Annotated in this window: 22 protein-coding genes and 1 pseudogene; all 23 read right to left on the reverse strand. The window is 45.4% G+C overall.

Annotation, left to right across the window (positions count from 1 at the left end):
* Positions 1 to 169: 169 nt before the first annotated feature.
* Complete coding sequence (locus tag I579_RS12135; RefSeq protein ID WP_010753698.1) at positions 170 to 964, reverse strand: DUF2785 domain-containing protein; 795 nt, start codon at positions 962 to 964, stop codon at positions 170 to 172.
* A gap of 32 nt (positions 965 to 996) precedes the next feature.
* Entirely contained in the window at positions 997 to 1,407 is a 411-nt protein-coding gene (locus I579_RS12140; protein WP_010753699.1) for a hypothetical protein, read from the reverse strand.
* Positions 1,408 to 1,524: 117 nt separating this feature from the next.
* Complete coding sequence (locus I579_RS12145) at positions 1,525 to 1,935, reverse strand: YjdF family protein (protein WP_010753700.1); 411 nt, start codon at positions 1,933 to 1,935, stop codon at positions 1,525 to 1,527.
* A gap of 152 nt (positions 1,936 to 2,087) precedes the next feature.
* Complete coding sequence (locus tag I579_RS12150; protein WP_010753701.1) at positions 2,088 to 2,891, reverse strand: HAD family hydrolase; 804 nt, start codon at positions 2,889 to 2,891, stop codon at positions 2,088 to 2,090.
* A 12-nt stretch (positions 2,892 to 2,903) separates the two neighbouring features.
* The gene (locus I579_RS12155) at positions 2,904 to 4,427 is read right to left on the reverse strand and encodes an ABC-F family ATP-binding cassette domain-containing protein (RefSeq protein WP_010753702.1); all 1,524 of its coding nucleotides are present in this window, start codon (positions 4,425 to 4,427) and stop codon (positions 2,904 to 2,906) included.
* Between the two features lie 257 nt (positions 4,428 to 4,684).
* Positions 4,685 to 4,867 (reverse strand): hypothetical protein, encoded by a 183-nt coding sequence (locus I579_RS12160; RefSeq protein WP_010753703.1) that lies wholly within the window; start codon positions 4,865 to 4,867, stop codon positions 4,685 to 4,687.
* A 26-nt stretch (positions 4,868 to 4,893) separates the two neighbouring features.
* A complete protein-coding gene (locus I579_RS12165; RefSeq protein ID WP_010753704.1) occupies positions 4,894 to 6,012 on the reverse strand; it encodes an AI-2E family transporter in 1,119 nt (372 codons plus the stop codon).
* Positions 6,013 to 6,088: 76 nt separating this feature from the next.
* Positions 6,089 to 7,660: a ribosomal protection-like ABC-F family protein gene (abc-f, locus tag I579_RS12170; RefSeq protein WP_010753705.1), complete on the reverse strand. Its 1,572-nt coding sequence runs from the start codon at positions 7,658 to 7,660 to the stop codon at positions 6,089 to 6,091.
* Positions 7,661 to 8,030: 370 nt separating this feature from the next.
* Positions 8,031 to 8,399, reverse strand: a complete 369-nt coding sequence (gene dhaM / locus I579_RS12175) for a dihydroxyacetone kinase phosphoryl donor subunit DhaM (protein ID WP_010753706.1) — start codon at positions 8,397 to 8,399, stop codon at positions 8,031 to 8,033.
* Positions 8,396 to 8,971, reverse strand: coding sequence for a dihydroxyacetone kinase subunit DhaL (gene dhaL / locus I579_RS12180; RefSeq protein ID WP_010753707.1), 576 nt, complete (start codon positions 8,969 to 8,971; stop codon positions 8,396 to 8,398). The genes dhaM and dhaL overlap by 4 nt, the downstream gene beginning before the upstream one ends.
* Positions 8,972 to 8,982: 11 nt before the next feature.
* Positions 8,983 to 9,966, reverse strand: a complete 984-nt coding sequence (dhaK, locus tag I579_RS12185) for a dihydroxyacetone kinase subunit DhaK (RefSeq protein ID WP_010753708.1) — start codon at positions 9,964 to 9,966, stop codon at positions 8,983 to 8,985.
* A gap of 60 nt (positions 9,967 to 10,026) precedes the next feature.
* Complete coding sequence (locus tag I579_RS12190; protein WP_010753709.1) at positions 10,027 to 10,749, reverse strand: MIP/aquaporin family protein; 723 nt, start codon at positions 10,747 to 10,749, stop codon at positions 10,027 to 10,029.
* Between the two features lie 46 nt (positions 10,750 to 10,795).
* Entirely contained in the window at positions 10,796 to 12,319 is a 1,524-nt protein-coding gene (glpK, locus tag I579_RS12195) for a glycerol kinase GlpK (RefSeq protein ID WP_010753710.1), read from the reverse strand.
* Positions 12,320 to 12,337: 18 nt separating this feature from the next.
* Positions 12,338 to 14,149, reverse strand: coding sequence for a type 1 glycerol-3-phosphate oxidase (gene glpO / locus I579_RS12200; protein WP_010753711.1), 1,812 nt, complete (start codon positions 14,147 to 14,149; stop codon positions 12,338 to 12,340).
* Positions 14,150 to 14,492: 343 nt separating this feature from the next.
* Complete coding sequence (locus tag I579_RS12205; protein ID WP_010753712.1) at positions 14,493 to 16,373, reverse strand: ABC transporter ATP-binding protein; 1,881 nt, start codon at positions 16,371 to 16,373, stop codon at positions 14,493 to 14,495.
* Positions 16,363 to 18,102: an ABC transporter ATP-binding protein gene (locus I579_RS12210; RefSeq protein WP_010753713.1), complete on the reverse strand. Its 1,740-nt coding sequence runs from the start codon at positions 18,100 to 18,102 to the stop codon at positions 16,363 to 16,365. Before I579_RS12210 ends, I579_RS12205 begins: the two co-directional genes overlap by 11 nt.
* Before the next feature lie 194 nt (positions 18,103 to 18,296).
* Positions 18,297 to 20,543, reverse strand: a pseudogene (locus I579_RS12215) (AAA family ATPase).
* 9 nt (positions 20,544 to 20,552) lie between these two features.
* On the reverse strand, positions 20,553 to 21,014 hold the full coding sequence (locus tag I579_RS12220) for a DUF6530 family protein (RefSeq protein WP_010753716.1): 462 nt from the start codon (positions 21,012 to 21,014) through the stop codon (positions 20,553 to 20,555).
* 149 nt (positions 21,015 to 21,163) lie between these two features.
* Complete coding sequence (locus I579_RS12225) at positions 21,164 to 22,012, reverse strand: DegV family protein (RefSeq protein ID WP_010753717.1); 849 nt, start codon at positions 22,010 to 22,012, stop codon at positions 21,164 to 21,166.
* Positions 22,013 to 22,273: 261 nt separating this feature from the next.
* Positions 22,274 to 23,515 (reverse strand): LCP family protein, encoded by a 1,242-nt coding sequence (locus tag I579_RS12230; protein ID WP_010753718.1) that lies wholly within the window; start codon positions 23,513 to 23,515, stop codon positions 22,274 to 22,276.
* 87 nt (positions 23,516 to 23,602) lie between these two features.
* Complete coding sequence (pheA, locus tag I579_RS12235; protein WP_010753719.1) at positions 23,603 to 24,466, reverse strand: prephenate dehydratase; 864 nt, start codon at positions 24,464 to 24,466, stop codon at positions 23,603 to 23,605.
* Positions 24,466 to 24,966 carry a shikimate kinase gene (locus tag I579_RS12240; RefSeq protein ID WP_010753720.1) on the reverse strand — a complete coding sequence of 167 codons (501 nt, stop codon included), beginning with the start codon at positions 24,964 to 24,966 and terminating at the stop codon, positions 24,466 to 24,468. The genes pheA and I579_RS12240 overlap by 1 nt, the downstream gene beginning before the upstream one ends.
* On the reverse strand, positions 24,963 to 26,255 hold the full coding sequence (aroA, locus tag I579_RS12245) for a 3-phosphoshikimate 1-carboxyvinyltransferase (RefSeq protein WP_010753721.1): 1,293 nt from the start codon (positions 26,253 to 26,255) through the stop codon (positions 24,963 to 24,965). The genes I579_RS12240 and aroA overlap by 4 nt, the downstream gene beginning before the upstream one ends.
* Positions 26,256 to 26,262: the final 7 nt, after the last annotated feature.

The raw sequence follows: 26,262 nt of genomic DNA on the forward strand, positions 1-26,262 counted from the left end.
AGTATCAGTTGAGTGCTTGCTACTTATCGTTAACTTTATCAGTCGTTGCAAACCTCGATTTGTCTTGTTTTTATGAAAGCGCCATCTTTATTAACAAGTGCTTTTACACCGATTCCTGAGTATCCTATCTCCTACCACTTGTTTGAATTGGTTATGTCCCATTTAGCGCTTAATAATCCCGCAAGTAACGCATAAGACACTCTTTTAGTTCCGGAGTAAGCTTCACTTGTTCTACTACATGAAAGTAAAGAGCCGCTAAGAAGTTTTCAAAACACGCTAAGCGCATGCGATCCTTTAATGTATCAATCGGGAAATGCACCTGATCAAGCCAGCGGACTACCGTTTCTTGAGACAAACAGCCCTGTAATAGCGGTTGATAAACAGCAGCGGCCAAACGACGTTCTTCCCCAGTCACAAAATAAGCAGGCAATCTTAAAAAGACACCAGAAATGGCTTTTAGTGCATTTAGTTGATTCGCTTCAGGAAAATCCGGATGAAGCAGACAATTTCTTAAAAAATCGCCTCCGTGGGCAAAAGCGTGAACCCATTCGTATGGTTCCACATACCCGGTAAAATCATTTTCTTTTTCCAAATAAGCGCTTGCCGCATCAAAAAAAGACTGTCGCTGAGATTCGGTCATCAATCCTTGATAGAAAGGCGACTTGCCGTCTGCTTGAATCAATAGTCCACAGAGCAATGCGGTAAACGTCCTAGTCAACGAAGCCGGTAAACCTTGGTCTAATCGATAAAACAATAAGTCTTTTTCCAAGGTTTGCGCTACTAAAAAGCGAAACTGATCCGGAGTGAAGCTGCCTTTTTTCAATCCTGTGGCAAATGTGGCATAAACAATATCATCTCGTACCACAGCATCCGGATTACCAATATGTGCTAATAGCCAAGCGACCTCCTGATCTTGATAGCTCGGTTGGTCTTCTGTTAATTTTCGTTCTAACTCTGTAATCATCCCTTACTCCTTTTTATCCTGTTTTCTATTTATTAATTTTCTTTGGCGGCAAAAGGTAATGGCAAGTTTGTATGGCGGATATAGCGCCAGGCTAGGAGCAATTGTCCGAATGCTAGTAATAAAAACAGAACTTGAATCGGAAAAATTGCCCACATGAATACCCATTGAGCCAAAATCCAGAGAATCGTGATACCCCCCATAACAGCGAGTAGATAAGCTCCAGCAGCGTTTTGCCTAAGTAAGAGCAATCCGCTTAACAAATTCCCTCCAAATAGAATGAATAACAGAAAAAGCCCCGGAATCAAAAATGTCTGAAAAGGTGCATGAATCAATAATTCCGGTGAAACCCCCATACTCTCCGCAGCTCCTGGAATCAGTGCGCCCCCAGCACCGACTAAACTGAAAAAAGCCATTACAAAAGCAAAGATTTGTAGTTTTTTCACTTAACTCCCTCCCCCATTTGCTCTATCCTTTTATGATAGCAAAGGTCGCCACTTACAGGCAATTAGAATCAAAAAAAGTTTCTTACCCAAATGGATAAGAAACTTTTTTTAGAAGCCTTAGTGGCCTTTTTTCTTTTGTAATTTTTTGGCCTGTTGCTGCAAAAAGCGGCGTTGCTTCTCTGCTTGCTTTTGGCGTTTTGTCTTTTGCTTCTTGGCAGACTTCAAGATTTCTCGTGATTCCTGCAAGGCTACTTGAGATTTCGTGGAAGTGACTGGTTTCGCTTTTTCCCGGTTCACTAAGCGCTGCAATCGTTTTGGATTAATCCGATGAGTTGTCTCTCTAGTGCTAAAAGGCACCGCTGGAACCTGATCGAGTCTTTCCAGTAAGTGATTGGCAACAAAGTCCCAAACTTCTTCATCCTTTGGTTCTGAGCCAAAAACGTGTTTGAAAACGCGAATCGTACCAGCGTCTTCCGCTTCCATTAAACCACACCAAAAGCTGCCATCAAAATAAACAGTTAGTTTCATGATGACCCCTCCTTTGTAAAGATTGCAACGGACGACCTGGAGGGAAGGTTACTGACGCAATGTTCGCGCTCCCGGACTACCAACCGGGATGTGTTTTTTTGCACTTATAGCATATCCTTTAGGCAAGCATTCGTCAAAGGATAGCTGAATGATTAGGTTTCTTTCGCTGCCAAAACTTGATTTAAAACTTGTAGCACCCCGTATTCGTCATTTGAAGGGGCGGTGAATTTGGCATACTGAGCGACTTCCGGTGTCCCGTTGGCCATAATATAGCTGTGGCCTACTTGTTTTAACATGCCAATATCATTGTAAGTATCCCCAAAGGCCATCATTTGGTCAAAGGAAATCGCCAACTTTTCACTCATAATCGACATGGCAGTCCCTTTATCGACACCTTTGTTCATAATATCGATCCATTCTGGACCACTGACTACCACGGAATAGTCGCTACCAAAAGCTGGATCAAAGATTTCAGCAAAGTTTTCTCGACTGTTTTGTTCCGGGAAGTACAAGGTAAACTTGTCTGCGGTAACCGCCACCTCGCTTAAGTCCTCCACAAACTGAATTTGGGAGTAAAAGGTGCGATATACCTGTTCGTAGTTTTGGTGGCGTTTTTCAATATACGCCGCATCCATCCCACAAACGATAGGAATCCCGGAAGATTCTTTGGCGAAGTTCACCATTTTTTGATAGTCCGTTTGAGGTAGCTCACTGTTAAAGATGATTTCGCCTTGATGCAAAATCAAGCCCCCATTATCCGCGATAAAACTCATGTCATGGCGCAACTCGGAAAAAGTCTCTAGTAAAGTATACAAAGGGCGACCACTGGCTGCCGCAAAAGTGATACCTTGTTGTTTGAGTTCTTTCACAGTAGCAATCAGCCCCGGAGGCAATTGCCCATCACTGGTCAATAACGTATGGTCCATATCGGTGGCGATAAATTGAATCTCTTTCATTTTACACACTCCTTATGCGCTTAGTTCGATTACCCGGTCGACAAAGTCTTCGTAAAAGCTATTTTCGTGGGACACCAGTAAGACGGTTCCCGGGAAAGCGGCTAAAGTTTCTTGTAAGTTTTCCTTGGATTCTTGGTCAATGTGGTTCGTTGGTTCATCAAGAATCAAGAAGTTGCATTTTTTCATGGTCATTTCGGCCAATTTGACTTTGGTTTGCTCCCCACCACTGAGGTACTTCAATGATTCTTGTACCAACTCACTGGTCAAGCCTGCCCGAGACAGGTGTTGACGTAATTCTTTGATAGAAGCTTTCGGGAAGTGATCACTTAAGTACTGCAAGGGTGTCTGTAAGGGATTTTCCCAAGCCAATTCTTGAGAGAAATAGTTAAAGGCTGTCTTTTCCGGGAAATGATACTCTCCATCTAAAGCGGGAATCATCCCTAAAAGGGTCTTGATCAACGTGGATTTCCCGATACCGTTAAATCCACGAATGGCGATTTTTTCCCCATAGCGAATGGTCAAATTAATTGGCGCCAACAAAGGTCGGTCGTAGCCAATCACCAACTGATCCGTCTCCAAAGCCAAGGTCGTAACAATCGGCGCGTAATCAAAGCTAATATGCGGTTTTGGTGCATCACTAGGCGGCGTCAAACGCTCGATTTTCGCTAATTGTTTCTCCCGGCTCTTCGCCATAGTGGAGCGGGAACCGGCTTTGTATTTGCGAATATATGCCTCAGTTTTTTTTATGTGTTCTTTCTGAGCTTCATATTGCCGTAAGTAGGTTTCTTGTTGCAACTCTTTTTGTTTCAAAGCCCGGGTCAGATTTCCCGTGTACTTAGACAGTTTCCCAAACTCGATGTCTAAAATATGGGTGGTAATTTCATTGAGAAATTCCCGGTCATGGGATACCACGAGAAAGGTCCCAGAAAAATCCTTCAAAAACTGAGTCAGCCAAGCCACGTGGTTGTCATCTAAGTGGTTTGTTGGTTCATCTAGAATTAATAAGTCCGGTTTTTCCAGTAACATTTTCGCTAGGATGATCTTGGAACGTTGCCCCCCACTGAGGTTGCTCATCTTCGTATCCATCCCCAAGACGGAAATCCCTAGCCCGGTAGCCAATTCGTCAATAATCGTCTGCATCTGGTAAAACTCCCCTTGATCCAGCTCGTTTTGCAGCTGACCGGCTTGTTCTAAGAGACGATCGTCCAAACTTTCACCGTACTCTCCATACAGCTCACCAATCCGTGCTTCTTTGGCAAAATCAGCAGCAAAGGCCGTTTCTAGAAAACCTTGAATGGTGATGCCATCTGCTACATTCACGTATTGATCCAAATAGCCTAAGTGCAGGTTCTTGGGAAAGAGCACTCGACCATCATCTGGCAAGATTTCGCCGGTGATGATTTTGATCAAAGTACTTTTTCCCGCACCATTGCGTCCGATTAAGCCTACGTGTTCCCCGCGATTAATTTGCGCGCTGATATTTTCATAAAGTATTTTATCCCCAAACTGTTGGGTGATATTTTCCAAAGTTAACATGTTTTCCTCATTTCTAGTAACCGTAAAAAAATGCCGTAGACGCTACTGCCCCGCCTACAGCTTTTGATGCGTATCTTTTCTATCGTCCTGTCAATTCTCATGAAAAGAATAGCACGGCTTTCATTCATTGTCAAAAGTCCCCTTTTTTCTAAAGCAGCAGATAGTACTGGTAGAAGAAGCGCAATACTAAAAAAGCAGGTGCCTTCCTTATCCGTTGATAAAAAAGGTACCTGCTTTTTAAATGATTTATGATTTGACTAGATTTTGCCTATTTTAAACCCGCCCCGCTGATCTTCATATTTCTGTAAAAGAGCGGCTTTTTTAGCTTCTCGGGTTTTTGGTTGATTGGCGGAGTACTTTAGAACTGCCATGATTTTAGCAGACTTCACTTGCTGTTCTTTTTTAGTCAGACGTTTTAGATTATCTTCCGCTAACTTCATGAAATTCCCTCCTTTAAACCCGTTTCTTATTCCTCTCGATTATCGGTTAAGATGCTGTTTTCTTGCTTTCGTAGCAAGTAAATCTTACGGCCGTTGATGATTAAGGTTTTGATAACAGCATACACAGGGATGCACACCAACATTCCAAAGATTCCAAAGACGCTGCCGGCGCCTAATAAGACCAAAATAATGGTAATCGGATGGATATTCAAAGTTTTACCGAATAACAATGGTTTAATCACGTTACCGTCCAATTGCTGAATCACCAAGATAGACAAGGCCATATACAAGGCTTGCCATGGTGAGACGAACAGACCTACAATCACCGCGGGCACCGCCCCAATAAATGGCCCCACATAAGGAATGATATTGGTTAACCCACAGATAAAGGCCAACAGTAGACTATAAGGTTGTTTGAAAATCGTCATGGCGATAAAACTCATAACCCCGATAATCACCGCATCCAACATGGTGCTACTGATATAAGCAGACAATGTATTATTCAAATCCTTCACGGTAGCCCGCAATTCACTGCGCAAAGATTGGGGAAAGAAGACATCCAGGCTATTCATAAAGCGATGGCCGTCTTTAAACATGAAAATCAAGATAAAAGGTACCGTGAACAACAAGACGAAAAACTTCGTTAAAGCGGACAAGATATGACTAAGGCTCGTAGTCACACTGGTGATTAACCAGTTAATGATATTGTTCAAGGTTAGATTCATATTTTCCAACTGTTGTTCGATATTGAAATTACGGAAGTCTTCTTGTTGGCTGAGATCAATCAACCAGTCATTGGCTTTTTCTGCATAGCTAGGCAAGGACTGGGTCAGTTGCACCGATTGCTCCACCAGTTGCGGCACCACATTCATAATCAACAGCACCAGGAAAATCACCACGGCAGCAAAAACGATTAAAAAACTCACCATGCGGGAAAGTCCCCGTTTTTCCAGCCACCGAACTAAAGGGTCAAACATATAGTAGAGAAAGCCAGCCACAAACAAAGGCAAAATAATGGTAGACGCCATGGTTAAGACTGGTCTGAGAAAGCTCCGCATTTGCAGTAAGAAGAAGCTCCCGATAATGATTAAGACCCATTCTGCGGTCCAGAAAAATAGTTTCGAATTTTTAAAGCGAGATTGCATCCTGTATCCTCCAATAGTTTCGTTACATTTATTGTACCAGTTTCCCTAACTTCTCAGAAGCGTCTTAGTAAAAAACTTAAAAGGATTCTTTTTGAATTTGTCCTTCTTGAATCACTAAGCACATCTGGCAGACTTTCCGTAAGAAATGGCGATCGTGGGAGACGACTAGTAAGGTTTCTTGATAGCCTTGCAACAGTTCTTCTAGCTCTTCTTTGCCGTAAATGTCCAAATGATTCGTAGGTTCGTCTAAGATCAAGAAATTCACCCGCTCTTGCAACAGCCGAAGCAAATAAAGGCGCATTTGTTCCCCACCGGACAAGTCTTGAATCCGCTTGGTGACATCTTCGGCATAAAAACCGTGACGAGCTAGTGTGCTTCGGGACTTATCAATGGGAAGAAACTCCTCTACATATTCCAAAAGACGTTGAGTAGGGTTAGCAAAGACCAGCTTTTGCGGCAAATAGCCTACCTTCACATTGGCGCCAAGAGTTAAGGTTCCTTCGTCTAAGGCAAGCTCTCCTGTAAGACACCGGAGCAAAGTCGTTTTCCCACTGCCATTGTCCCCTACAAGCGCTACTCGCTCCTTGCAATATAACGTAAAACTCGTATTGCAAAAGAGCAGATTGTCCCCGACAAACTTGCCAATAGCTGTGGCCGTAACCACTTCACTGCCGGAACGCTCCGCCACTTGGAGTTTGCCTAAGCGTTTTTTCGGTGGTTGTGGAGGATTTTTAAGCTGTTCTTGTAATTTCGCAAGTCGCCGTTCCAGTTCTTTGGCTTTCTTAAAGAAAGCATCATTATCCCCTTCTTGGGCCCATTGGCGATAGCGGCGAATCTGAAGCTTCAGACGCTGGCATTCCTTTTGCTGCAAATCAAAACTCTTTTGCAAAGCCGCTAGTCGTTCTGCTTTTAACCCCCGGTAGCGACTGTAATTTCCCGGATAGGCGATTAATTCCTCTCCTTCGATTTCCAAGATACGGTTGGTGACATTGTCCAAAAACTGGCGGTCATGAGAGATCACCAGATAGGCTTGCTTCGTATGAGCTAAATAACTCTCCAACCAAGCAATCCCCGATAAATCTAAATGATTGGTAGGTTCGTCTAAGAGCAGAACCTGAGCGTTAGTCGTCAATACCCGAGCTAATTCTACCCGAACTCGTTGGCCACCACTTAAATCACTGACTAAAGTCCCTAGCTTATCTCCCAGACCTAAACCTTTCATCGTCCCGGTTATCCGGTCTTCTAAGGTGTATCCTCCGGCGGCTTCATAGTCACTTTGCAAGCGACCATAGTGGCTCAACAAGCGTTCCAAATCATTGTCTGGATCTGCCATCAATGCTTCCACTCGCCGCATTTCTTGGGCGAGCGCTTCAATTTCTGGAAAACTATTCAAAAGATACGCCTGTACTGAGTGATTCGTCTGAGCAAGCTTCTGCGGCACGTAGCCGATGGTCAATCCTTTTTGCCAAGCAATCGTGCCACTGGGTAAGCCTTCTTCTCCGGTTAACAAACGGAGTAGAGTGCTTTTCCCACAGCCGTTATGGCCGACCAAGCCGATTTTATCTCCAGGATTGATCGTCAAGTCGATTTTGTCAAAGACCGGTGTAGTGCCAAAATTTTTCGTGAGTTCTTTTCCTTGAATGTACATAATTTCCTCCTGACTGACCGAGGAATGATCCGCAAAAAGCGCGAAAAAAGGTCATGGTAAGTCCCATGACCTCGTTATTTATGTGCGAACTTTTACGACGAGATTACTTCATGGTCAGGTTACTATTTTCAAATAATGTTGCGATTTTGGGCAGACTTCCCCATTTGACACTTATTTGAAAATAATGGCATGACAAAAACTAATGAAATACCCGATTTGATTTTGAGACCTCGTTATTTTTGTCTGCCGGACCATCAAGTCATCCCTCCTTTGTTAGTTGCTACAATTAGCATAGCATATCTTTTTACTAGGAGCAATTATTTTTTGTTGGCGCTACCAGTTTGAGACGGCAGCAGAGTGCTCCTGAGCCTTATTTGATCTTCAATTCCGCCAATTGCTTCTCGATTTCTTCCTCGGCTGCGTCGGCCGCTAGTAAAGCACAGGCGGTATAGGCACTTTCCACCATGGCCGTATCGAAAAGCGTCACTTTTTTCGTAGTCATTTCGATAGCCATTTCGAGATTCATTTTGGCGCTACCTAAATCATAAAATGCCAATAGTTCCTCGGCGGGATTTTCCTCAATGGCTTGGCTAATGCGTTCCATGGAAGTGCCAATCCCGCCATCCTCCAAGCCCCCAGCCGTCGTAATCGGTACATTTTTTGCCACTTCTCCGATTAGGCGTTGCAAGCCTTCTGGAATTTCTTTTGTATGGGAAACTAAAATTACTCCTCTACTCATTTAAATACACCTGCTTCCATCATTGATTTGAATAGATACCCGGATGACATAGCTCCGGGATCGATGTGACCGATGGAGCGCTCGCCCACATAAGAAGCCCGACCTTTCGTGGCTTTGATCTCTTTGGTCTTTTCCACGATTTCGTCGATTTTTTCCGGAGTCAGTGAGTCGGTTTTTAATGCTTCTACTGCTGGCACCCACAAGTCCAACATGGTTTTTTGTCCCGGTTGGGAATTCCCCCGTTTTTCGATTCCTGCGATCGCCGCACTCAACAGCGTCACTGGATCCGCTGAGTCTTTACTGGCTTTCATCATTTCCATCATCGCCGTGCCGTAAAGAGGACCGGATGCACCGCCGACTTTACTGATTAAGGCCATGGCAGCTGCTTTGAAGATTTCGGGTAAGTCACCAGAGAGATCCGCAGCCATGACGGCCGTCATCCCCCGGGCCATGTTATTTCCATGATCCCCATCCCCGATTGGTGTATCCAACTCACTTAAGTAATCCTTTTTCTCTTGGATTTTTTCATTAAATAGTTCTAGTGTTTTGCGTAAATTATCCGGTGTAAACATAGTGATTCCTCCTACCAAGCAATTGTGTGGACCGGCGCTTGTAACAAACGAGTCCGTTCGTCATCTAGTTTGATCATGGTAATGGATGCTCCCGCCATATCCAAGGAAGTCATATAGTTGCCCACCTTGGTAAAAGCGAGCTCGATGCCTTCTTCAGCTAGGATGTTTTTCGCATCGTTAAAATAGATGAAAAGCTCCATTAAAGGGGTGGCGCCCATGCCGTTTACAAACAAGCCATAGGTATCCCCTTTTTGCCAGTTAAATTCGGCTTTTAATTTGCCGATGATTTCGGCGGCAATTTCTTTGGAAGGTTTGATTTTTTCCCGACGATAACCAGGCTCCCCGTGGATTCCCACGCCGTATTCCATTTCATCTTCTGCCAAGACAAAACCAGGCTTGCCTACTTCGGGAACCGTTGCCCCAGACAACGCTACCCCCACGGTTTTAATATCTTGTACTAAAGCGGTGCCGTATTCGGCTAATTCTGCCAAGGGCTTGCCTTCTTTTGCCAAACTACCGAGAATCTTATGCACAAGAACGGTTCCCGCAACTCCCCGGCGCCCTTGGGTATAGGTACTGTCTTCTACGGCGATATCATCGTCCACTAAAACCGATGCGACTTCGATATCATCCATGGCCGCCAAGTCTTTGGCCATATCAAAGTTCATCACATCTCCGGAGTAGTTTTTTACAATCAGCAAGGTTCCTTTGCCTTTGTCTGTGGCTTTAATGGCTTCATAAATCTGGTCTGGTGTCGGGGATGTAAAAACCTGCCCGCAAACTGCTGCGCTTAGCATGCCATCTCCTACAAAGCCCGCATGAGCCGGTTCGTGACCACTACCTCCCCCGCTGACTAAAGCCACTTGATCGTAGTCGTCACTTCTAGCCACCACCATGGTATCTGGCAGCTGTTTGACATAATCCGGATAAGCCCCCACCAGGCCGGCCACCATTTCTTCCACAACATCTTTTGGCGCATTGATAATTTTCTTCATGGTAATTCCTCCTGTAATAAACACTTGAAAGGGCAACTCCTAAGAATCACCCTTAAGCCGTTAAATTGGTAAAGCCATAAACAATAACGCTGCTAAACTCCCACCGATGATTGGGCCTAAGACAGGAACCCAAGCATAGCCCCAATCAGAATCGCCTTTATTGGGAATCGGCAAGAAAGCGTGGGCCAGGCGCGGTCCTAAGTCTCGAGCCGGATTAATTGCATAGCCGGTAGTCCCACCAAGAGACAACCCAATAACCAAAATCAAAATCCCGACTGCGATTGGATTTAAGCCTTCCCCAAACTTGTTCATACCAAAAGCCAAAAGGGCAAAGACCAACATAAAGGTACCGATGATTTCACTGATTAAGTTGGCGCCTAAGCTACGAATCGCGGGCCCTGTTGCAAAAGTTCCCAAAATTGCTGCGGGATCTTCTGTTTCTTTCCAGTGAGGGTAATAATGAATGTAAAGCAAGATAGCCCCGAGAATTGCGCCAATCATTTGGCCTAAGATATAAGGCACCACCATGTTCCAGCCAATATTACCTGCAATGGCCATCCCAATGGTTACGGCCGGATTCAAATGGGCAAAGGACATGTATCCAGCTGCATACGCCCCAATGGTCACCCCAGCGCCCCAGCCTAAAGTAATCGCAACCCAGCCGGCGCCTTCTGCTTTTGATTTGCGCAAACTAACCCCAGCCACAACCCCATCACCTAACAAAACTAAGATCAGCGTCCCGATGATTTCACCGATTACTTGTGTCGTCGTACTGGTATCCATTGATTTTCCTCCTATTCTTTATGGTGTTGTCTACTTTTCTTACTGTCTACTCTTCCGCATCACTCGTGCCTTTAGGAATGTGTTTAAATTGCATGGTGGCTTGCACCGCTTCTTGCCAACCTGCGTAAAGGTCTTCTGTCACAGCTGGATCCATCTTAGGATCAAAATGCTCTCCGTCAGAAGCAAATTTTTTGATTTCATCAATATCTTTCCAGTATCCCACGGCTAACCCGGCTAAGTAAGCCACGCCTAATGCGGTGGTTTCCAGATAAGGTGCCCGTTCTACCGGGGTTTGCAAAATATCTGCTTGGAATTGCATCAAGAGATCGTTTTTCGAAGCGCCACCATCTACCCGCAATAATTTGATATCCGTGCCCGCGTCTTTTGACATGGTCTTCACCACATCTGTTGTTTGATAAGCTAAGGACTCCAATGTCGCCCGGATGAAATGTTCTTTGGTCGTTCCCCGGGTTAAACCGAAAATTGCCCCCCGTGCTTGTTGATCCCAATAAGGTGCGCCTAGACCGGTAAAGGCCGGTACCACGTAGACATTTTCACTGCTGTCGACTTTCTTGGCGTATTCTTCTGATTCCGGAGCGCTTTGGAACATGCGCAAGCCGTCCCGCAGCCATTGGATTGCTGACCCTGCTACGAAGATACTCCCTTCTAAGGCGTAGGTCACTTTGCCATCGATGCCATAGCCAATCGTAGTTAATAAGCCGTTTTCGGAAAGAATCGGTTCTTCCCCGGTATTCATGACAATAAAGGCCCCGGTGCCATAGGTATTCTTCACCATGCCTTTTTCAAAAGCTAATTGCCCGACCAACGCGGCTTGTTGGTCCCCGGCCATCCCGGCAATCGGAACTTGATTCCCATAGAAATGGTAGTCTTCCGTATGGCCATAGACTTCCGAGTTGGATTTGACTTCCGGCAAGAGTTCTTTTGGAATATCCAACAGGTCAAGAATTTCTTGATCCCATTTCAAATCGTAAATATTGAACATCATGGTCCGACTGGCGTTGGTATAGTCCGTTACGTGAACTTTGCCACCGGTCAATTTCCAAACGAGCCACGTGTCAATGGTCCCAAACAGCAACTCACCATTTCGGGCCCGTTCACGAGAACCTTCCACTTGATCCAAAATCCATTTCACTTTAGTAGCAGAAAAGTACGAATCGATCAACAGCCCGGTTTTCTTTTGAATCATTTCCCCGTAGCCTTTTTCTTTTAAATCGTCGGCAATGTCACTGGTTTGTTTGGATTGCCAGACAATGGCATTGTAAATCGGTCGCCCGGTCTCTTTTTCCCAAATAATCGAGGTTTCTCGTTGGTTTGTAATACCGATGCCTTCGATTTGATTCGGTCGGATGCCCCCTTCAATTAACGCCCCGGCGATAACCGACTGCACCGAATTCCAGATTTCATTGGGATTGTGTTCCACCCAGCCCGGTTTAGGGAAGTATTGGGTAAACTCTTTTTGGGACGAGCTAAACTCCTTACCGGTTTTATCAAAAATAATGGCCCGTGACGAAGTTGTTCCTTGATCGATTGACATGATATAGGATTCCATGTTCCCACTCCTTTTAATTTATGATTGTTGCGCTTTTAAATCCGCTAATTGGGTTTCTCGAATGGTTGCGTCTAATTCTTCTTGGTAACGTTCTTTGGTCCTTTCATCCCACTGGTAGAAGTCTGCCATCCCAGCGACGACGGCATCTTTGATTTCCATTAAGCGCTCACTGATAAAGAGCATGTAATTGGTGCGTCTTAACAAGTAGTCCACCGGCGTTAAGGTCATCTCTTCTGTCATGGCGTAGCGTAACGAGCTGGACTCCGCTAGTGACAATCCAGGAAAAGCCCCTTGATCCAGCAAAGCGTAAACTTTTTCCGTGTTTGAACCGTATAGGCCCGCTAAAAACGTGGCTTCTGCTTTACTTAACCCTTTGGTAACTCCAGTTTCTGCGATTTTGGCTAGTTCCGCTTCCACGTTTTGTGGGTCGAGTTGCCCACCAGAGACTGGGTAGTGTGCCGAATCGACCAAGGTAATCTTTTTTTCCGGCAATAGCTGGACAATTTTCTTCAACGCTTCTGCGGCCATTAAGCGATAGTCGGTTAATTTCCCGCCAGATAAGGTCAACAAACCGTCATCAGCTACTGTCAAATCACTGCCTCGGGAAACCGCCGACGGATTGTCCTTAGGCTCTTCTTTAACCCCTTGATGAATCGCCTTTTCCACCTGTATCCGAGACTGTTTGTCTTCGCGGTACTCTTGAATGGCGGCAACGATTTTCTCAAAATTTTCGTCACTAATGTGCTCTTTTTTTCCACCGTTGTAGTCCTCACCAGATGCGCTAATCAATGGCCGCAACCCCGCCCAAGCAGCTTCGATATCATCTAAGGTCAGTCGCGCTTCCGGGTATCGGTGATTGACGATTTTCAATAAGTAATCCACATCGGCTTGCTCCACTTTTGGATGAGTGTAGTCTCCTTCGTAATCGGTATCCGTGGTTCCGAAATAGGTCTTATTTTCCCGAGGGATAACAAAGATCATGCGGCCATCCTTGTTCCCTGTGTCAAAATAAGTCGGCTGAGGGACTTTGAGCTTTTCCCCGTCAACGACTAAATGCACGCCTTTTGTCGGTCGCATAGTCGGCTGATGATCGATTTTCTCATCCAAACTTTTTACATGATCCGACCAAGGCCCTGAGGTATTAATGACTAGTTTGGACTTCACGGTAATGGTCTCTTCACTTAATAAATCCTGTGCCTTCACACCAGAGACATTCCCTTTGTCATCATGGAAAATCTCCGTGACTTTCATACGACTAAGTGCCACTGCCCCATCGGCTACCGCTTGCTTGATATTTTCGATTACCAGGCGGGCGTCATTGTTCCGATAGTCCAGGTATACACCGCCACCTAATAATCCTTCAGCAGCTAGTTGAGGCTCCCGAGCTAAGACCTCTTCTTTACTCAACATGTAGTTGGCGTACTTGCCGCCGGTGATTCCTGCCAAGTGATCATACAAATCCATGGCAATCTTTACCGAAAAAAGAGTAAACGTCGATCCCGGTTCGTCAAAAATCGGTAAAATCATGGGGTCCGCTTTAGGAATATGGGGGGCGATTCCTTGAATAATGGCTCGTTCTCTAACTGTATCTGCTACCACTTCCACGTCAAAGGTCTTGAGATAGCGCAAACCGCCGTGCACCAGCTTCGTCGACCTAGAAGACGTCCCTTCAGCGAAATCCTGCATTTCTAGCAGTGCAACCGAAATACCCGAAGCTGCCGCTTGTAAAGCCACGCCTGCTCCGGTAATCCCACCGCCGATGATCACCAAATCAAATGTCTGTTCAGTCAGTTCTTGAATCATTTTTGATCGGTCTCTAAAAGAAAACATTCCTTTATGCCACGCTCCTTTGTTTACTATTTTTTGCAAACAGAGCGGTCGAAGCCACTCCGTTAGCCACCCCCACGAATTTTTCTACCCTCCTTTACCGAAAAGAAAAAACCTAACCTTTATAAAAATAGTGTATCACAGCATAAAACGCTTTCAAAAAATTTAGATTATGCATCTTTGTGCTTGCTTCTGAGAAAACTAGTTTTTCCTTGGCGTTAGTAGGTTTGCACAAATTTTCAGTTTCAACCAAAAAAAGAACTACCGTCATCTATAAATGCACTCGCTTTTCGTGAAATAGCAAAAAAACCTCCCGACCAAAGTCAGGAGGTAGCGCACGATTTTTTTAATCCAGTTCGATTTTACCGGTATACAATTGGTAATACAGTCCCTTTTCCGCCAGCAAGGAATCGTGATCCCCTCGCTCGATGATCCGGCCGTGATCCAAGACCATAATGACATCGGAGTTTTGAATCGTAGACAGACGATGGGCGATGACAAAGACGGTGCGGCCTTGCATCAACTTGTCCATCCCTTCTTGCACGATTTTTTCCGTCCGAGTATCAATACTGGAAGTGGCTTCATCTAAAATCATCACCGGAGGATCCGCGATAGCCGCCCGAGCGATGGCTAAAAGCTGCCGTTGCCCTTGGGAGAGCTCGTCCCCATCCCCGGTAATCACGGTATCATAGCCTTCTGGTAAATGGTGAATGAAGCTGTCCGCATTGGCCAATTTCGCCGCTGCAATCACTTCATCGTCTGTGGCGCTGAGTTTCCCAAAGCGAATATTATCCGTAATTGTCCCGGTGAACAAGTGCGTATCTTGCAAAACGATTCCTAGAGAACGCCGCAGAGAGTCTTTCTTAATCTTTTGGATGTTGATCCCGTCGTAGCGAATCTTTCCTTCTTGAATATCATAGAAGCGATTGATCAAGTTGGTAATCGTCGTCTTACCAGCGCCCGTCGCCCCTACGAAAGCGACTTTCTGCCCAGGGTTAGCGTAAATATTGATATCGTGTAAGACGATGTTTTCTGGCACATAGCCAAAGTCCACATCTTCAAAAACCACATCACCGGTTAGTTTCGTGTAAGTGATACTCCCGTCGGTATGGGGATGCTTCCACGCCCATAGTCCCGTGCGATCAGAAGACTCGGTGATAATGCCATTTTCTTCCTTGGCGTTGATTAACGTCACATAGCCATCATCCACTTCGGAAGGTTCGTCCAGTAATTCAAAAATCCGGTTCGCCCCGGCCAAGGCCATGATAACAAAGTTGATCTGTTGAGAAATCTGGCTGATTGGCCCGTTTAAGGAACGACTCAACTGTAAGAAAGAAGCAATCATCCCCACGGTTAAACCGCTGATTCCGTTAATGGCAAAAAGTCCACCGATAATGGCGATTAAAATGTACTGAACGTTTAACAGGTTCATCATAATCGGCATCAACTGGTTGGCATTTACGTTGGCCTTCGTTGCACTGTCTTGTAAAGCATCATTGACCCGGTCAAAGTCTTCCATGGCTTTTTCCTCATGGTTAAAGACCTTCACGACTTTTTGACCGTGCATCATTTCTTCAATATACCCATTGACAGTTCCTAAATCTCGCTGTTGGGCGCCAAAGAAACGGCCACTACGCTTGGAGATAAAGCGCACCACATTCAACATTAAAAAGACCGAAACCATAACGAACAAAGTCAAAGGCAAGCTTAATGTAAACATGGCGATAAACACGGAAACAAAGGTAATCATAGCCGACATCAAATTCGGGATACTTTGAGAAATCATCTGACGCAAGGTATCTGTATCATTGGTGAAATGACTCATAATATCCCCGTGAGGATGGCTGTCAAAATAGCGAATTGGCAAGGTTTCCATGTGGGTAAACATCTGATCCCGAATTTTCTTTTGGGTACCTTCACTGATTTTTACCATGGTGAAGTTGTAGATCAGCCCCGCGGCAACCCCCACTAGATAAATCAGCGCCATTTGCATAATCGCTTGTAACAGTCCTACAAAGTCAGGATTGCTTTGCCCGAGCATTGGCGTGATGTGCTGGTCAATCACCGTTTGGATAAATAAGGAGCCTTGCACGTTGGCATAGGCGGAAAGCACAATCATCACAAAAACCATGATTAGCTGCAGTTTGTAATCACTGAACATCAGCTTTAAGAGCCGTTTTAAGGTTCTTACTGGTGAAGTCGTGCGGATACCTGGATTATTCGACATGTTCACCAAATCCTTTCTCTTGTGATTCATAAACTTCTTGGTAAATCTGATTGTTTTCAAGCAATTCTTCGTGAGTTCCTAGGCCGTCGATTTTGCCATCATCTAAGACAATGATCAAATCCGAGTCTTGAATAGAAGTCACTCGTTGGGAAATAATCAAAGTCGTGGTGCCAGGAATCGCTTCTTTCAAGCCTGCCCGAATTTCTTGATCCGTCCGTGTATCCACGGCATTGGTGGAATCATCGAGGATTAAAATCTTCGGTTTCTTCAAAAGCGCCCGGGCAATGGTCAATCGTTGCTTTTGCCCCCCGGAGACGTTGGTTCCCCCTTGAGCAATCATCGTATCGTATTTATCGGGAAATTCTTGTACGAAAGGATCTGCTTGGGCGATTTTCGCTGCTGCGATGATTTCTTCATCCGTGGCATTTTCATTCCCCCAGCGCAAGTTTTCCTTAATGGTACCGGAGAATAAGACGTTGTTTTGCAACACCATGGAAACTTGATCTCGCAAAGTTTCCAAATCGTACTCCCGTACATCCCGACCGCCTACGAGAATCGAGCCGTGGGTTACATCGTACAATCGAGGAATCAGTTGCACCAACGTAGACTTGGAACTCCCGGTCCCTCCGATGATGCCAACTACTTGGCCGGACTTAATATCCAAGTTGATATTTTCTAGCACCAGTTTGTTCATATCGTCCGCATAGCTAAAGCACACATCTTTAAATTGAATGCTACCATCGGGAACGGTCATCACCGGATTTTTCTGATTGGTAATCTTGCTTTCTTCATTAAAGACTTCTACGATCCGATCAGCGGAAGTACGTGCAATTAAAATTTGCACGAAAGCCATGGAAATCATCATCAAACTCATTAAAATTTGCATGGTGTAGTTAAACATGGAGACCAACTCCCCAGTGGTCAAACTACCATCCACCACGATAAGCTTGGCCCCTACCCAAGATAAGAGCAGCATACAAATGTAAATCGCCGACTGCAACAATGGCATATTAAAAGCCACAATTCGTTGAGCCAATGTGAAATCCCGATACACCGTTTCGGAGACTTCGCCAAACTGTTTCTCTTGGTGTTTTTCTCGTACAAAGGATTTTACTACGCGAATCCCTTGCAAGTTTTCTTGTACCACATTGTTTAAGCGGTCATAGGTATGAAAGACGCGGATAAACAAAGGATGGGCAAAGTGAATCACCACTGCTAGTCCAATGGCCAAGAAAGGAATCACCGCCAGGTAAATCAAAATCAAGCGAGCGTTAATAAAGCCCACCATGGTCAATGAGAAAATCAAAATCAAAGGACTGCGCACCAACATCCGAATAATCATTTGGAAGGCATTTTGCACGTTGGTCACGTCTGTCGTCATCCGGGTAATCAACCCAGACGTGGAAAAGCGATCGATATTCGCAAAAGAAAAACCTTGAATCCGTTGAAAAATATTATGGCGTAAATTCCGAGCAAAACCAGCAGAGGCCACGGCGGCTTTCCGGGCACCCATGGTTCCACAAAACAAGGCAAAAAGGCCACAGACGAAAAGCAGGGCGCCGTATTTCATAATGGCACCGGCATCCCCTTTGGAAATCCCTTGGTCAATCATGGCCGCCATGATTAAAGGCATGATGACATCCATGACCACTTCCCCAGAGACAAACAAAGGGGTTAACAGGGTGTCTTTTTTATAACTACCCACATTCGCTAAAAGGGTTTTTAGCATAAATCTCTTCCTTTCTTTTTTAGATTGAGTTGAAAAACGAATCAAAGAGACGATGGGACTATACCACTCCCTCGTCTCTTTTCCACTTTATTCCGTTAAGTTTACTCTAGCGGAATAAAAAAACAATTACAAGACTTGACATTCTTTGATTTGCTCTTATAGTTTACATAATATTTTTATGGACAGTTCGCTGCCTAGTCCAAATACCGAGCTAATAAATTCACCAGCTCTTCTGGGAAATGCTGTAGGTCCGAAATATCCAAGAAACGATGCTCCCCGTAAATCTCTCGGATAATCTCTTGGTCTTCACCAATCGCCGCCGCCAAGAAAATTACTCCTTGACGCTCGTAATCGGCAATCACTTGTTGGATATCTTCCCGGGCCTTTTTTCCCGTATAATCCGGTAAAGCTTTCGGCTGACCATCGGAAATCGATAGCAAAACCTTGGTAGTGGCTGTTTCTTTTGCTAAAGCCTCTGCCAACAGCCGCAGTGGTACACCATCCCGGTTGTTTTGCCGAGGTTTCATGGTCATGAGTTTGCCCGGGACATTTTGATAATCATCGGAAAACTCTTTGTAAGAATAAATCGAGGTCTTCTCCCGAGAAGAAAGATCGGCGGTGTCCCCGTAAATCATCAAAGGCAAGTCCAGTTCTTTAGAAAAGCTCAACACCCCCATAGCCGCTTTCTGGGCAGCACTCAAACGACCTTCTCGCACCATGGACCCTGACTCATCCACTCGTAACCCAATCGCCAAAGAAGGCGCCTCTTGTGGGGGATTCTTCTTGGAAAAGGTCCGAAAGTCTTCATAAGCCACCCGGCTAGCATCAAAGCGGGTCCCGGTATACTGCCCCCGGCTAAAATCGACACTGACTTCATTTTCCAAAATTTCTTTCAGCTTTTTGATAATCGGCGCTACTTGAGGCTGGATTTCTCTCAAGAGGGCTTGGGCTTCTCGCTGATTTTCCGCCGTGGCTTTTGGCCGGTGGATGATCAAGCCTTCTTTTTCATGAGTTGTGCCTTTAAACAGCTTACGAGCTTTCTGATTTAACTGCTTTTTCAGTGTTTTCTCTTGCTCTGCTAAATCCTTTGCAGTGGCTCCTGTGTGAACAGCTTCATCCGCTTCTGCTTCTGTTCCAGTGGCACTTTGGCTGACGGCATCACTGTGTTCCTCACTATCTGGTAGCTTCATTGCTTCCTTAGACGTATCTGATTCAGTTGGAGCCGTTTCTGCCAAAGAGTCCGTTTCTTCAGTGGTTTCTTTGCTGTCGCTATTTACCTCGTCACTGGCGCCAACCAAGGTCGTGGCTTCTTCCGTTATATTGCGGGCATCTGCTTCTGTTTGGCTTAACCGGCGTCCTTCTTTAAAAGCTTGTAAGTTGCGCCCATGGTACCAAGCACTTAAATCTTTTAAAAGACCACTTTTTTCCAACGCGTCTTCTAAAAGACTCAACTCACTTGGTTCCGTGGTTAGCTTGTAGAGGACTTTGGGATACAAGGTGATCAATGGGTCTTGCCCTTGCTTTACCGTATTGACCCAATAAAAATACGAACGCATGCCGGCAACGCCTTTAATCGCATTGGCCTTAGCCGTTTCTTCTAAAAGACGGATGACTTTTCCCATAATCGTCAATGGTTCTTTATGATCAAAGCCGGTTTTCGCCATACCACGACTGACCATCACCTCTAATGGGGGCAAGTCCATCTTTTCTGCGTGCTGCATCCGATCCCGTAAAGATTCATTCAAAGGTCTGGTGCCTTGATAATTCCGGTTGGTAGTAATCACCACGACACAATCGGGATGACGCCGGATTAAGCCTGTAGGGGTGTTTAACATCCCATTGGCTTCCAAGGCCGAGTTTAGCGCGACCATTACCGAGGCGTCACGAATAACAGTGGGTTCTTGAATTTACAAGAGATAGCCCTTTTCCAATGCTCGTAAAATCTCGGAAGGATAAAAACGATACTGTACCGGATTTTCTGCGGTATTTTCGATTCGCTCCACCAACTGCGCTAGTTTTTCTTTAGCCGCCATTTGCGTTAAGGAAAAATGCCGAGCTACCAAATCCAGGACTGCTTGAAGACTGTCAGTTTGGTAAATGGCTTCTAAAAGTTCCCCGTCTTCTTCCCTGTTTTCTGTCACCGGTAGTAAGGCACCGAAGACATCGGATTTGTCCATATCCGCAAAACAGGTGACTTTGGTATAAGGTAGTTGCAACTGATAGGAAAGGGCCTTGGCTAGTTCCGTCTTCCCGGAACCGGCGTCTCCTTCCAATAAGACATTAAAAATTTTCAATTCCGGATCGTCCCAGTTTTCTTTGATTTCACTGGCAACCCGGAGTTCTACTTCACCGGTTTGATGACTGGCGGGTTTCTCCCAAATCATCATTCGTTCCAATTTAGAAAACTCGCGGCCACTTGTGACTGCATAAGGTGTCTTCATAACTCCTCCTTAATAGCCCGCTTCGTCTAAAAGACGTTTTAACGTCCGGAAGCGTTGGCCTAGCAATTCTCCGTCTTTTTGCAACAAGTCGTGAAATGCCAAAATATCTTGATCCAATTGGGGATTTTCCGTATCTGCCGCCACGGTCATACGCCCGCCCTGCAACCCGATAATCGCCACTTGGGGATCTTCGGGATTGTAGAATTTCTCATAGCGATAAGCTTCTTGAAAATACAAATTTCCCTGGGCTAAAAAAATCGCCATATCCAAAATACGGCTAAAGGACTGACTGTCTAATGTCTGCCAATTTTCCCCGTCTTTGCACCACAGAGTCCCCAATAACTCCGTTTCATCGGCAGATAGGCCCAGCGTTAGCGCTTTTTCTGGTTCTTGACCGGCTAGACGACCGTCGATTCCTTCATAATTTTTGGCGATTAATACTGGTTTTTGTGTTTCATCTGAACGATTCATTGTACCTCATCCTTTTTGCTTGTTAACTAAATTATATCGAGTCTTTTCCGAAGTGCCAAACAATCGGTCTTTTGCCACTTTCCTAACCTGGGAGCAAATGAAAAAGAAGATGCAACAAACATCTTCTTTTCGTAGCTCATCAATTTTTCTTAATAAGGAGAGATGGCAATGCCGATTGCTTTTTCTCCTAAATGAGTGCCGATAACCGGACCAAAGTGCCCAATTGTCACTTGTGCCTCAGGATATTTGGCTTGTAATTTGGCTTGTTCTTCCAGCGCCACCGGTAAATTATTGGCATGAATCACAAAGAACTGCACCGGTTGATCGATGGCCGCCGCTTTCTCCCCTACGATATTCTCCGCTCGGGTAAAAGCTTTCTTACTAGAACGAATCTTTTCGAAGAGAACAATTTTACCTTCCACAAAGGTCAAAATCGGTTTGATCTTCAACAAGCCGCCTAATAAAGCCGCGCCATTGGTCAAGCGTCCCCCGCGAACCAAATTATTCAAGTCGTCTACGATTAAATACGCGTAAACATTGTCCCGAATATAAGCTAAACGGTTTTTGATTTCTTCAAGGCTGGCACCCTTGTCTTTCATATCCAAAGCTGCTTTGACCATATTGCCCATGGGCATGGAAGTGATTTTTGAGTCAAACGGGACAATGGTTAACCCAGGAAACTCATCCTTAATGGCCTCCAAGGTACTCACAAAGCCAGAAATCCCTGCGGAAAGATGAATGCTAATAATGGTATCATAGCCTGCTTTTTGCAAATTTTCATATAGGGCCAAGACTTCGCCTAAAACGGGTTGGGATGTCTTGGGAAATTCTTTACTGGTATTTAACATGGCATAAAATTCGTCGGCCTCAAGATCTTGGCCTTCGCTATAACTTTGACCATCGATAATGACGGGAATCGGAATCACAGACAAATCCGGATGATTCTGGATTTCTTCCGGTAAAACCGCCGAACTATCGGTAACTACTGCTAATTTCATGGGAATTCGGACCTCGTTTCAAGATTTCCTGAAAGTTTCAAAAGGTACACAAGGAAACTTCACAGGCTTTTCACTAAGAACATATTATTAAATATAGCACAAAGCACTCTGAATGAAAATATGCCGTGAAGAGAAAAGCCAGATTCCCAAAAGGTCAAGAAACAAGTCATGGACACTAAACCGCTCCCATCTTCTTTTCAACACAAAAAAGGGATAGGCACCTTAGCACCTATCCTTTGTAAGTTACTTCTATTAAATACATCATTCATTGAAAAAAGCTTCAACGGCTTGTTGGTTTTGCTCTTTGTTCACTACCAAAACACTGCCACCGTAATCATCCGTACCGTAACTCCAGGAATTATCGATTGGCACCGACAGGCGATCAATGCCACCAGCACCCTTGGCAATGGAGAAAGTATTTTTCAGCAAGAAAGTCATTGGCAAGTCCGTTGCCGCTTCCCCCATAACTTTCCCCGCAGCATAGGGCAGTTTCGCTAAAACCAGAGGATTTTTCATACTGGAAAAGACAGCATTCATCACTTGTTGCTGGCGCCGTACCCGACCAAAGTCCCCTTCTTCATCCATTCGGAAGCGAGCGTACTGCAAAAGGGTATGTCCATCCATCATTTGAACTCCTGCGGTAATCGGCACGTCGATGTGGGAGCTCATATCCTTTTCGGCATCGATTTCTACGCCTTTAGGAAACAGAGTATCAATGACACTTTCAAAAGAGAGAAAATCGACAATCGTATAATACTTACAGTCGATACCAAAGTTTTGGCTGAGTGTTTGCCGGACTAGTTCGGCGCCACCATAAGCATAGGCAGCGTTTAGTTTTGTTTGCCCATAGCCGGGAATGGACACCAGCGTATCCCGCATAAAGGAAACCAGTTTCGGCTTGTGACTTGGTCCGTCCAGTTGTAAAACCATAATGGTATCCGCTCGGGCGGTTTCTCCTTCGCGACTGTCGCTACCTAAAAGCAAAATATTATTCGAGCCATCGCTAGCAGACATGCCATTGAAGGTTTTTAATTCTTGGTCGGACAAAACACTTTGTTGGTCAGCGGTCAGCTTCCCAAAGGTAAACGCCCCGACACAATAGACAAGTAAGACTACCAGGACTTTCAGTAAGAAGCTAAGTACTGGATGATGCCTTTGCTTTTTCTTTACTTTAGGGACTCGGGGCTGCTTGGCTTTGCCACCAAACTTGCTTCGAGGTGGTTTCTTGCCCCTACCATTACCGCCACTGTAATGACTCCCGGATGTTCCCGTAATGCTACCATTAGCAGACCTGTGACCTGGATTCGCATTTGCTGGTCCGGTTGAATGGTTTGGTGGTACTTGGTAATTCTCGTCAGGAGACACTTGAGTACCATCCCAGTCCTCTGCTCCTAGCTTATCTTGATCGTCTTTGGTTAATTGTCTTCTAGCAAAAAGGGTCCCCTTGGATTCTTTGGCTAAATCTTCATGAAGTTTTTTGTAGCGTTCCTTCCGCGTAGTCATGGGCCTACTCCTCCGTCAGTTTCATTGGTTCAAGGATACCCTAAGCATCACCGAAATTGCCGGGCTTTGGCAAAACTTTACTCTTTTTTAGAGTCCAGTCTCTTCCCTAGGCTTTTCTGCAACTAAAGTTATGGGATAAGCCCCGAGATTTTGGACTGTCGCGCCTAAGAGCTGGATCTCCGTAATGGCATTGGCAATCAATAACGGGTCCTTGTCACAAACCAAATCTACCACGAAGAAATACTCCCCTAAACTGGTCTTTAGCGGGCGGGATTCAATTTTACTCAAATCGATTTTTCGCCAGCCAAACGCTTGGAGCACTTGATACAATGCTCCCGGCTGATTTGAAGGCAAGGTCAACAGCAAGGTTTGCTTGACCGCCGGCTCAAAACTTTGCTTCATCCGGTCTGGTCGTGCCACCACCCAAAAACGTGTTTGGTTGCCCGCATTGTCTTGGATGTCCTGTTGGGCAATCGTCAACCCATAATGCCCGGCAGCGTCTTTAGAAGCAATCGCCGCCACCGCTTCTTCTGGATGTGTTTGAACATATTGAGCCGCATGAGTCGTGGAAGCCACCGCCTCTAGCTGAGCCTGTGGCAAATACTCCTCTAAAAAAGCCTGACTTTGCGCCAAAGCTTGGGGATGGGAAAGTACCCGGCGAATTTCCGATAAAGGACGCTCTTTAGCCGTCAATAGCTGTTGTTTAATAGGTAAGATGATTTCTCTTACCACTTGTAAGCCGGGGCGATGAAACAAGGAATCGATGGTTGCGTGAACGGAACCTTCTAAAGAATTCTCCAAAGGCACTACCCCAAAATCCAAAAAGCCTGCTTCCAAGTCCTTCAAGCAAGTGGGAATCGAAGGATAGGCTACTAAATCTTCCGTAGCAAAAGAAGTCCCTGCCGCTTGATACGTAAATGATCGTTGTGGGCCCAAATAACCAACTTTCATCACAACTCCAACCTTTCCACTATCTCTTGCACAATTTCTTGCGGAGCTTTGCCAGTAGTCTCCACTTCAATCGAAGCAGCCGACTGATACAAAGGTAAACGAGGAGATAAAATTTCCTGCATCTCCGCTACTGTTTTTTCTGTAGCCAAAGGCCGGACATTGGCCTCATCTTTTTGAATGCGTCGAAATAGAGCATCCGGCTGGCCTTTTAGATACACCACTTGGGGATGAGCTTGCAGCAACGCCTGATTTGCTTCCTTTAGGATGATGCCCCCACCACAAGCGATGACTTGGTCTTTACCTAAAGCGGCCATCAATGCTTTTGTTTCTGCTTCGCGAAAGACCGCTTCTCCTTCTTCAAACAACTGGGGAATCGTTTTTTGGGTCATCTCTTCCACCAACTGGTCTAAATCACGAAAGGGTTTCGCCAACTGCTCGGCTAATAAGCGCCCCACGGTACTTTTCCCCGCTCCCATAAAGCCAATTAGCAAAATACTCATGCTTCTTCACCTGCCATTAAGGAGGCTAAATCAGCAAAAAAGTTTGGATAAGAAACATTGATGGCTTCTGGACGCAACAACTCTGTCTCTCCTTGGGCAATCAAGCTGGCCACGGCCAACATCATGCCGATTCGGTGATCTCCCCGAGAGTGTACTTCTGCTCCGTGAAGTGGAGTCGGCCCTTTAATCAACAGGCCGTCTTCTGTCGGGGTAATATCGGCCCCCATTTTTCGCAATTCTTCTGCGGTGGCGTCGATTCGATTGGTTTCTTTGACTTTCAATTCTTCCGCATCTTTGATTACCGTAGTGCCTTGGGCTTGAGTAGCAAGTAAGGCGATAATCGGCAATTCATCAATGAGTTTCGGAATGATCGCTCCTTCAATCGTCACCCCTTGCAAAGAACTAGTGGTAATCGTCAAAGTGGCCGACTGATTTTGCTCGTCGACTTCACTGGTGACAAGGTCCGCTCCCATAGCTTCCATAACGGTGAGAATCCCGGTGCGAGATGGATTGACACCGACATTTGTCATGCGAATACGACTATTGGGAACAATCGCTCCGGCTACCAGGAAGAAAGCCGCAGAGGAAATATCCCCGGGAACGATGACTTCTTGTCCTTGGAAAGTTTGCGGACCGCTAACGGTAATCGTCTTCTCATCTGTAGCAGTTTCGATATGGCCCCCAAACTGCTTAATCATCTCTTCCGTATGGTTGCGGGTCGGTTCTTTCTCGATAATCCGACTGATTCCATGGGCTTGTAAGGCCGCAAATAAAATTGCCGACTTCACTTGGGCACTGGCCATGGGGAGTTGATATTTGATCGGTTTTAGCGCCGTTGTTCCTTCAATCGTGATTGGAGGGAATTCACTGCCTTGATCCCCGGTTAATGTTGCCCCCATTTCTCGTAAAGGTAGCATCACTCGATTCATAGGACGCTTAGCCAAAGAATCATCCCCAAAGAGCGTGGTAGGAAATTCTTGTCCCGCTAAGATACCCATCATCAGGCGAATGGTAGTCCCGGAATTTCCCACATCAATCGCTTCCTCGGCTGGTTTTAGTCCAGCAAAACCAACGCCTTCTATGGTAATGGTCTCCCCATCGTCCTGAATCGGTACTCCGAGTTTTTGAAAAGCATGTAACGTGCTGAAACAATCCTCCCCCCGTAAGAAATTCTTCACGGTGGTGGTGCCCTTAGCCAATGCACCAAACATAATGCTACGATGGGAAATGGATTTATCGGCTGGAATCTGAATGTTGCCAGTCAGTGCTTGTTTTTGCTGTAATTTCATAAGGACT

The sequence above is a fragment of the Enterococcus asini ATCC 700915 genome, from assembly GCF_000407365.1.
GTDB lineage: Bacteria > Bacillota > Bacilli > Lactobacillales > Enterococcaceae > Enterococcus_C > Enterococcus_C asini.